The sequence below is a fragment of the Microcystis sp. M049S2 genome (assembly GCF_020245625.1).
Lineage (GTDB): Bacteria > Cyanobacteriota > Cyanobacteriia > Cyanobacteriales > Microcystaceae > Microcystis > Microcystis ichthyoblabe_A.
In genome coordinates, this window is sequence record NZ_JADBUN010000176.1 from 1 (window position 1) to 8453 (window position 8453).

Consider the following 8453-nt stretch of genomic DNA (forward strand, 5'->3'; position numbering starts at 1 on the left):
AAAACGGCTTTACGATATTTGGCTGGGAACACTAAATGATATAGCAAAACACTTACATTATGGCTCTTATGGATGTATTCACTCATTTTTCTATTATACGCCGCGAGCGGCGGGGAATTAGACCCGAAGAGATTAAAAACTCACTTTTGCGGGAGATATAATAAAGAAGATATTAGCTGCCAGTCTTTTTTTCCCTATCTCACTGATAACTGATAACTGATAACTGATAACTGATAACTGATAACTGATAACTGATAACTGATAACTGATAACTGATAACTGATAACTGATAACTGATAACTGAATTAGTTTCTTACTGCTTCTGTTTCCGCTTCTTTGGGAACAACCACTGGCACTCCGCTGACTGTTTCAATTTGATAAACAACGCGACTTAATTGGGAAGGACAACAGAGAGGATCCGTATCTTTATAGCGATTAAAAACCACAATAATTCGATCGCTATTTTGTAAAACAATTCTCTGAGATGCACCATCAGTGCGCGAATCCATCGGTCGCGGGGAAAGAGTGCCAGCGAATTTACCATCGACAAAAACAAAGTCTTGATAACCCATCGGTCGGCACATTCCATCCACTCCACTCATGGCCGAAATAACGCTAGTTTTCCCATAGGTTTGCACGGCCCCGTACAGTAACCATCCTGCTTTATTAAGAGCTTGATCATTGGCAGTAATTGCCGGACGAACCTGTTCACGACACTGGTTATCGATCACGGTTTTAACGGGGGATTTGGGGATAGGGGACTTGGCTTTATTCCAATTAGTTAACGGTCGATCAAACCAAGCTCGCGGAGTTTCTTTTTCTGGGGTTTGGCTAATAACTTCTAATAGCTTCCATGTTTCTGAATTTTGATTAGTAGCTGGATTGGATACGGTTTCAACGCTAACTTTAATTTGATAGAAAAATCCCGGTTTATAATCAAATCCCTCGATACTATTAGGGAACAATCTCCAGTTTTCCTCTGGTTTCTCTCGCATCTGTAAACAGTCTTTGGTTGCGCCTTGGCCACAGGGTTGTTTCCTAGAATGGATATAAATTGTCTTTTCCGTGCGCGTGGTGGTTGGTGCGGGGGTAAAAGTGAGTATTCCTAAACCTTCGGGAGTACGATAAAATAATTGTAAATCGCCTTTAGCTGTCACTTGGAATTGTTCCACTCCTTGCAAGGCGGCCAGATATTGATTTTCTTGTTTCATCTGCGGTTCCGGACAAGCTTTTTTCGTAGTAGCGATCGCTTGGTTGATCTGAAGCGTGTCATCATTGACTTGATAGCCAGTATTATACTGGTTGCATCCGGCCGAACCACTGAGGATATTTTTCTGGAAAGCAGCAGTAATTTCCGTTTCTTTCACCAAACTTCCGGCTGTCCATCCCCTTAGTTTCCATCGAGTCCCCTCCAAAGGGGAAGTATTAGCGATCGCCGCTTTCCCCGCTAAAGCACAACTTAGGGCAATTGTCAAGAAAATTCCCGTTTTTTTGGCGTTCAAAATTGCTATTCTCCTCGTCAAAGCAACAATTCTATTATGGCGTGGGGTAATCGACTCAGTGGTTAGGATAATTTTTCAGATTTCTCTTTCTGACCATCTCGTGACGGATTAAGAGAGAACAAGTTCCCGCAAACCTTAACCCAGTCAGAAAGTCAACGTTGTCATTAATCACTTTTTGCCCTCACAGGGCCAAAAGTTGACCCCAGTTCACCTTAAGCAGTACAATAAAAACCTTGAATGACCCCTTAAACAAAAAAAACATCATGGCACAAGGACAAGGATTCGGATTCGGTCTCGGTAAGATTAAAGAACTACAAGACGCTTTCCAAAAAGCGCAACAGGTGCAACAAGGGGCCAAAGTTCTGCAAGAAGAACTGGAAACTATGGAAATTCCTGGCCAGAGTGAGAATGGCTTGGTGACAGTCTATCTCAGTGGCAACCAAGAACCCCGGGGTATTGAAATCGACCCTTCTCTCCTCTCCCAAGATCTGGAGATTGTGGCTGGGTCTATTCTAGAAGCCATGAAAGCCGCCTATGATGCCTCTACGGAAACCATGCGCAGCAAAATGGAAGAACTGACCATGGGTTTAAATATCTCCAGTATGTAATCGCTTTTGACCGCAATGGTAAGATGGAAAGTTGGACTAACAAACAAGGAGGTTCAACTTTGCTGACTTTGGGTGTCAATATCGACCATGTGGCCACAATTCGCCAAGCGCGTCGGACCGTGGAACCGGATCCCGTGGCGGCGGCAGTTTTGGCGGAAATCGGCGGTGCTGATGGCATTACCGTTCACTTGCGCGAGGATCGTCGTCATATCCAAGATCGCGATGTGCGGATTCTCCGGCAAACGGTGCGGACTCATCTGAATCTGGAAATGGCCCCGACGGAGGAAATGATCGCCATTGCTCTCGATATTAAACCCGATTATGTCACCCTTGTCCCCGAAAAGCGCGAGGAAGTGACCACGGAAGGGGGGATCGATATGCTGGGCAATTTTGACCGTTTTTGTCGGGTTGTCGAGCGCCTACAAGGAGCTAATATCCCCGTTAGTTGGTTTATTGATGCCGATTTTGCCCAAATTCAAGCGGCCGCTAATACGGGGGCAAAATTTATTGAACTCCATACCGGTCAATACGCCGAAGCACAACAGGAGAGCGATCGTCAAGCAGCATTAACAATTCTTAAAGAAGGTTGTGAATACGCTTCCTCTCTCGGTTTGCGGGTGAATGCCGGCCACGGTTTGACCTATTGGAATGTTTATGATGTCGCCTGTTTGCCCAATATGGAAGAATTGAACATTGGTCACACAATTATCAGTCGCGCAGTTTTGGTCGGGTTGGAACGGGCCGTTAGGGAAATGAAATTGGCTATGCGTGGGCAATTGTAAAAGCCATCAGCTATCAGCTAATATCCCGACTCAGGAACAATTACACTGAAAAATTAAAGGAAAGATCATGACAACTTATTATTATTTGGTAGCCAGTCAAAAGTTTTTAGAAGAAGAAGCGATCAAAAAGGAAGTTTTGAAGGAAAGAATCAGGAATTATCAAGAAAAAGGTCAAGAAATTGATTTTTGGTTAATTGCCAATCCAGCTTTTTTAGATACTCCCGCTTTTGCCGATATCAAAAAGAAAACTCCCCAACCAGCAGCGGCAATTGTTTCTCTCAATCAACAGTTTATTACTTGGCTAAAATTGCGTCTAGAATACGTTATTACCGGACAGTTTGAAGCTCCTTCCGATAGTATTCCCGAACCGTTAAAATAACTCTTTTTTGTCTGTGGTAAATAAGTGGTTATAATTAAATAGAAGATAGATTTTGGGCTCGATCCCCCCTGCCCCCCTTGATAAGGGGGGTGCCGATAGGCGGGGGGATCCCCCTTAATAAGGGGGGTATCTAACGATTTTTAACACCTACCTACTTAGCTTGCTGTAACAAGGGAAAATTGCTAGTTTTTGTCTGTGGCAAAAAATACAGACGAGGCAATCATCACCAGCTAACTTTGCCTTGCAGCTTGTTAATTTTTCTCTTACCGATTCCCGATACTCGATCCAAATCTTCTAGGGAAGTAAAGGGTTTTTGTTGCCGGGCTGCGATAATTTTTTCGGCTAATTTGCCACTGATACCGGGTAAACTATCTAGTTCTTCTTTTGTGGCGGTGTTTAAATTAATTAAGCGATCGCTTTTAATTGTTAAAGATTGGGGGCAGTTTTTCCTATCCCGTTCGATCCGATTTTTAATAGTTTCCGGCAGTCCTAATTTAGCGGTACGGTAAAGATATTGAAATTCTCGATCGAAATGAGCGGCAACGGTGGGATTATTGATAATAACTAAAGCTTCATCGTTTCGATGGTTAGCGGCTCTTGACCAATTATGAGAACCAGTAATCACAATTTTATCATCGATTAAACCGAATTTATGGTGTAATTTATCTCCCGCAGCTAGATCGGGAACTCCTAGGGTATTAATTGGGTTTTGCCAAGGCTGATTATCTGGTTCATAACGACATTTATTACTGAGAGCAACTCCTAATAAATCTAATCCTTCGCTATAGTATCGGAAGGCAAAACTAGGATCAATTAAAGCTTTAATTTCTATCCCTTGTTGATGTCGTTGGGCGAGAATATTAGCTAGAGGCTGTTCCGTAAAGACAAATAGGGCTAAGTCCACGGATTTTTTAGCTTTATTTAAAGTTTCACCGATCAGACCATTGCTAGTAATTGCCCAGGGATAAGTGGTAGAATCGGGGGAAAATTTTACCGTCAGACTACTATTACCGATAGGGATTGTTTGCGGTTTTCTGTGGGGTTTATCTAAGCCAAATTTAGGCTGATCTTCCCTTCCCCACATCAGATTAAATTCTCTTTGAAAAACTCTAGCTAGTGGGGGGTTAGTAATCACTAATAAGTGATTGGCATTCCCGACAGTTTCGGGATTAGAAAAGTCTCCATGAATATCACTTAAGGTGTAGTTAGCTGAACTGATTAAAGTAGTGTAATTATCAATAACCATGAATTTATGGTGCATTAAACCACTACCTTTTGAGCGATCATCGCTATCATCAATTAGGGGAATGCCAGCTTTTTTGAGGATAGTAATTGCATCTCTTTGGGCGATTTCCTCTGGAGTTAATTTACCATCGCGATTTATGTCAACTAAGTCAAAAAGGTTTTGATAACGTTCCTGTTCTCGATCGCTTGATTTTTCTTGGTTTTTGGCTAAACTATTAATAGGTTTATTGTAAATATTTTCGAGGATAACCCTAACTTTAATTCCCTGTTGCTGACGCTCCACTAAAGCTTGAGCGATGGCGGGTAAACGTAACTCTTGCACTGCTAGATCGATCGAACTTTTGGCCGAGTTGATATTATCAATAATAACCTGTTCTAAATTATCCCCCGGGCGATTAATTTGGCGATAGGGATCGGTATAATTTGACCCCTGGGCCTGATTATAATTAAAATAGACTTGAATATATTGATCTTGGGGCAAGGGTTGCGGACGATTTTGGATAGCATTCAAAGAATGACAGCCACCCAAAAGAAAAACTGTCCCTAACAAAAATCCTAACTGTCCCATAGTCCGAATTTTTTTTAATCTCCATTTATCTATTGCCATTTTTGCCCACATAATTATCATTCCCCTAGGATTCAGGAGTGAGGAGGTAATTTTTACCTAAGCAGGTTCTCGGAAATCGGTATGTACTAAATTGATTATAATCAATCATGATTCTAGATTCAAGACTAGGGCCTTGTCCTTGATTGCTTAAATTACTGAGCAAAGATGTGACATCTAGTTAGGGAATTTTGTTATCATGTGGGGAATAATAGCACTGTTCTTCTAGATCTGGGTTTTACCATGACTGAACTTTTACCCCAATGCAGTAATCTGGCTGGTAATGTTAACAGTATAATTGAACTATTAAAAAGCGAATCCTCTTTCCGCAATCAACAGGATACCAGCAAGATAGAAATTGCCCTACAAAAAGCCATTTCTCCCAAATTTGAAATCGTTTTCGCCGGTGCTTTTAGTGCCGGGAAATCAATGTTAATCAATGCACTTTTAGAGCGAGAATTGCTGTATAGTGCCGAAGGACACGCAACGGGTACAGAATGTTATATTGAGTACGCAGAAGCTGATGAGGAAAGAGTGGTTTTAACCTTTCTCAGCGAAGCAGAAATTCGTACTTTAGTCGATACCGTCTGTCAAAATCTGCAATTAACTAATCCCAGTAACATTAATTCTCCAGAATACTGTAGTCAGTTAAACCAATACTGTCAAAAAATTATCGAACAGGAAGGGGGAGAAGGCAAGTCCGAGCGAGCTAAACAAGCTCAGGGTTTAAAATTATTAATTGAAGGATTTACTCAAAATCGTGAGCGGATCCATACGCTGCATAATGCCACCTATTCCATGGAACAATTTCACTTTTCTAATTTAGCAGAAGCAGCCAGTTTTGCCCGTCGTGGTAGCAATAGTGCCGTCTTAAAACGTCTAGAATATTACTGTCATCATCCTCTCCTTAAAGATGGTAACGTTTTGGTAGATTTGCCCGGTATTGATGCCCCAGTCAAAAAAGATGCCGCTTTAGCCTATCGTAAAATAGAGCATCCTGATACTTCGGCAGTGGTTTGTGTTTTAAAGGCTGCTTCTGCGGGAGAATTAGCCACAGAAGAAACGGAATTACTTGAAAAAATTCGCTCTAATGCCAGTATTCGTGATCGAGTTTTTTATGTTTTTAACCGCATCGATGAAACCTGGTACTCAGCCCAACTAAAACAGCGTTTAGAAAACCTAATTCAAACGCAATTTCGTGATACTTCCCGCATTTACAAAACCAGCGGACTTTTAGGGTTTTATGGGTATCAGGTGAAAAATCAAACCAATATTAATCAGCGTTATGGTTTAGATTCTATCTTTGCCGAAAGTGTCAAAAATTTAGGAGGACAAGAAGAAACACCACAATTTGTCAGCGAGTTTAATAACTATTGTGCTAACTCAGGTAAATTACTGGCAACTCCCTTTAAAGTTTCCATCCACGGTTATGAAACCCCTAATAAAAATTACTTCCGAGTTTTAAGCGAGTGGGGAACTCCTTTACTAGAGCAGTTAATTGCTGATAGCGGTATCGAAGAATTTCGCACGGCAATTACTCGTTATCTCACCGAAGAAAAACGTCCGCAATTGTTTGCAACTTTAGCCGATGATTTACAATCTCTCTGCATTACTCTCAAAAATTATTATCAAGGGATTTATCGTGATTTAGAAAGTCAACCACGAGAAATTGAGGCGATGAAAGCTCTGGAGTTAAATCACCTCAATCAAGAGTTAAAGGAAGTGGGAGAGAAATTAACTAAACATATAGATGGTTATGTCAATGCTATCGTGGTTAATAGCGATGAAAACTTCGAGGAAGACTTTAAGAAACTGAAAGCAAGAATGGTATCAAGATTGGATGAGTTATTAAATACTTTTTCTGTCAGAAATGCTTACTCACAAGCGACTTTAAACCATCCTCGCAATGCTACAGCACCTTTATTAGCAGTATTGGTAGAAGCTTTTTATTATCTGTCTAACCAGCTAGAAGATGTGTTAATTGAGGAGTCAACCAGTTTAATTACTCGCTTTTGTCAGCGTCTTTTAGATGCGGTAAGGCAAGGTGATTATTATCGACAAATCTATCGTTTATTGGGTAACGATAGTGACATAGAAAATCAGCTAAAACAGCTAGAAGATCAGTTAATTAATGTCTTGATTTCCGAAGCGAGAACAGAGTGCGATCGCTATGTAAGAGAAAATCACAATTTTTACAACGAAGGCACTTTTTCTATCTTTCAATTTCGGCAAACTGTCCAACAAACTGCCCAAGGTTATGACTGTGAAAGTATTCTTGATGCCGAACCTGCTATCCGTCAATTACTTAAGTTAGATTTTGAGCCAAAAGTATCAGCAACAATTCAGAAAAACTTCCGTCAAACTATTAATAATACTCTAAAAAATCAATTGATACCAATGGCAAAAAAACAAGCCGATACTATTCTACAACAGTTCAATCAAGCTCGCTCTTATCTAGAACAAACTTTAGAACAGGAAGCGGCGGAAAAAATTGCTAATAATGTTCACAAACAGAAAGAAATTAACCAAAAAATTGAGGATTATAACCAAGCGATTAACTCTCTCAATACTTGTTTAACTGCTATGGGTTTACAGAAAAATCATTTGCCTGTAATTGGTGAACAAGAATTAGAGATTGTCCTAGAAGTTGTTAATTACTCCAGCGGGGGATAAGCGATCAAAGTCTTGTTATTCTTATCGAAAATTTGGGTTAAAACCCCGTCGTTTTACGACGGCTTTTGGCTTTTGGGAGCATCTCACTTTTGTAACCCCTAAATCAGGTTTTTATGTCAAGCTATTTTGAAAGCCTTGCTAGAAAACAGTTTTAGAAATAAGTATAATTACTTACTTCCATAAATGAGATGCTCCCCGGCTTTTCTTGATCTTTAATAGAGCATCTGAGAACTTCCAGTGATGCACCTCTCAGTTATCAGTTATCAGTTATCAGTTATCAGTTATCAGATGTGAGTTTTTAAGTGTGCAGTATTAAATAGAATTTTCCTACTGTCTTTTTACTGTTTACTGATCACTGATTATAGAGTGTCTTTCTTTTCGTATATGACTTGACATTATTGATAGACCTAGTTAAAATAGGGTACAGACACACACATTTTAACTCAATGAAAGCAAGGTATCAATACCGCCTTTACCCAACCAACAAACAAAAGAGGCTTTTGTCTCAGTTGTTCGGGCGTGTGCGTGTTGTCTGGAACGATACTTTAGCTTACTGTCAAGAACTGTATCGACAAGGAGAGAAAAAGCCGAAATATACAGAGTTGTCTAGAAGACTAACTCAGATAAAAAAAACAGAAAAAAAACAGTGGTTGACTGAAG

At 40.4% G+C, this 8453-nt stretch carries 7 protein-coding genes and 1 pseudogene; 5 read left to right on the plus strand and 3 right to left on the minus strand.

Translation table 11 applies throughout. From position 1 onward, the window contains the following. Both IM496_RS15290 and IM496_RS15295 read right to left on the minus strand, forming a co-directional pair. Nucleotides 1-86 (minus strand): annotated as a pseudogene (locus IM496_RS15290) (IS200/IS605 family transposase); the annotation flags it as partial. A gap of 219 nt (nt 87-305) precedes the next feature. Then, complete coding sequence (locus IM496_RS15295; RefSeq protein ID WP_287662439.1) at nt 306-1502, minus strand: DUF4377 domain-containing protein; 1197 nt, start codon at nt 1500-1502, stop codon at nt 306-308. A 263-nt stretch (nt 1503-1765) separates the two neighbouring features. Here IM496_RS15295 and IM496_RS15300 point away from each other — a divergent pair, with 263 nt between their 5' ends. The 3 genes from IM496_RS15300 to IM496_RS15310 all read left to right on the plus strand — a co-directional run bounded on the left by IM496_RS15300 (nt 1766) and on the right by IM496_RS15310 (nt 3271). Then, nucleotides 1766-2110, plus strand: coding sequence for a YbaB/EbfC family nucleoid-associated protein (locus tag IM496_RS15300; RefSeq protein ID WP_002733791.1), 345 nt, complete (start codon nt 1766-1768; stop codon nt 2108-2110). A 59-nt stretch (nt 2111-2169) separates the two neighbouring features. Continuing rightward, entirely contained in the window at nt 2170-2892 is a 723-nt protein-coding gene (locus IM496_RS15305) for a pyridoxine 5'-phosphate synthase (protein WP_287662443.1), read from the plus strand. A 67-nt stretch (nt 2893-2959) separates the two neighbouring features. Further along, entirely contained in the window at nt 2960-3271 is a 312-nt protein-coding gene (locus IM496_RS15310) for an MgPME-cyclase complex family protein (RefSeq protein WP_061430283.1), read from the plus strand. 223 nt (nt 3272-3494) lie between these two features. Here IM496_RS15310 and IM496_RS15315 read toward each other — a convergent pair whose 3' ends face one another. After that, complete coding sequence (locus IM496_RS15315; protein WP_287662440.1) at nt 3495-5135, minus strand: phospholipase D-like domain-containing protein; 1641 nt, start codon at nt 5133-5135, stop codon at nt 3495-3497. Nucleotides 5136-5363: 228 nt separating this feature from the next. On the opposite strand from IM496_RS15315, the gene IM496_RS15320 reads away from it, so the two are divergent. Continuing rightward, nucleotides 5364-7793, plus strand: coding sequence for a dynamin family protein (locus IM496_RS15320; protein ID WP_287662441.1), 2430 nt, complete (start codon nt 5364-5366; stop codon nt 7791-7793). Between the two features lie 446 nt (nt 7794-8239). Further along, a partial coding sequence (locus IM496_RS15325; protein ID WP_287662442.1) for a helix-turn-helix domain-containing protein occupies nt 8240-8453 on the plus strand: 214 nt, incomplete at its 3' end.

Coding starts and splice junctions, on each gene's coding strand:
- IM496_RS15300 (WP_002733791.1), top strand. CDS start 1,766: ATGGCACAAGGACAAGGATTCGGATTCGGTCTCGGTAAGATTAAAGAA.
- IM496_RS15310 (WP_061430283.1), top strand. CDS start 2,960: ATGACAACTTATTATTATTTGGTAGCCAGTCAAAAGTTTTTAGAAGAA.
- IM496_RS15315 (WP_287662440.1), bottom strand. CDS start 5,135: ATGTGGGCAAAAATGGCAATAGATAAATGGAGATTAAAAAAAATTCGG.
- IM496_RS15320 (WP_287662441.1), top strand. CDS start 5,364: ATGACTGAACTTTTACCCCAATGCAGTAATCTGGCTGGTAATGTTAAC.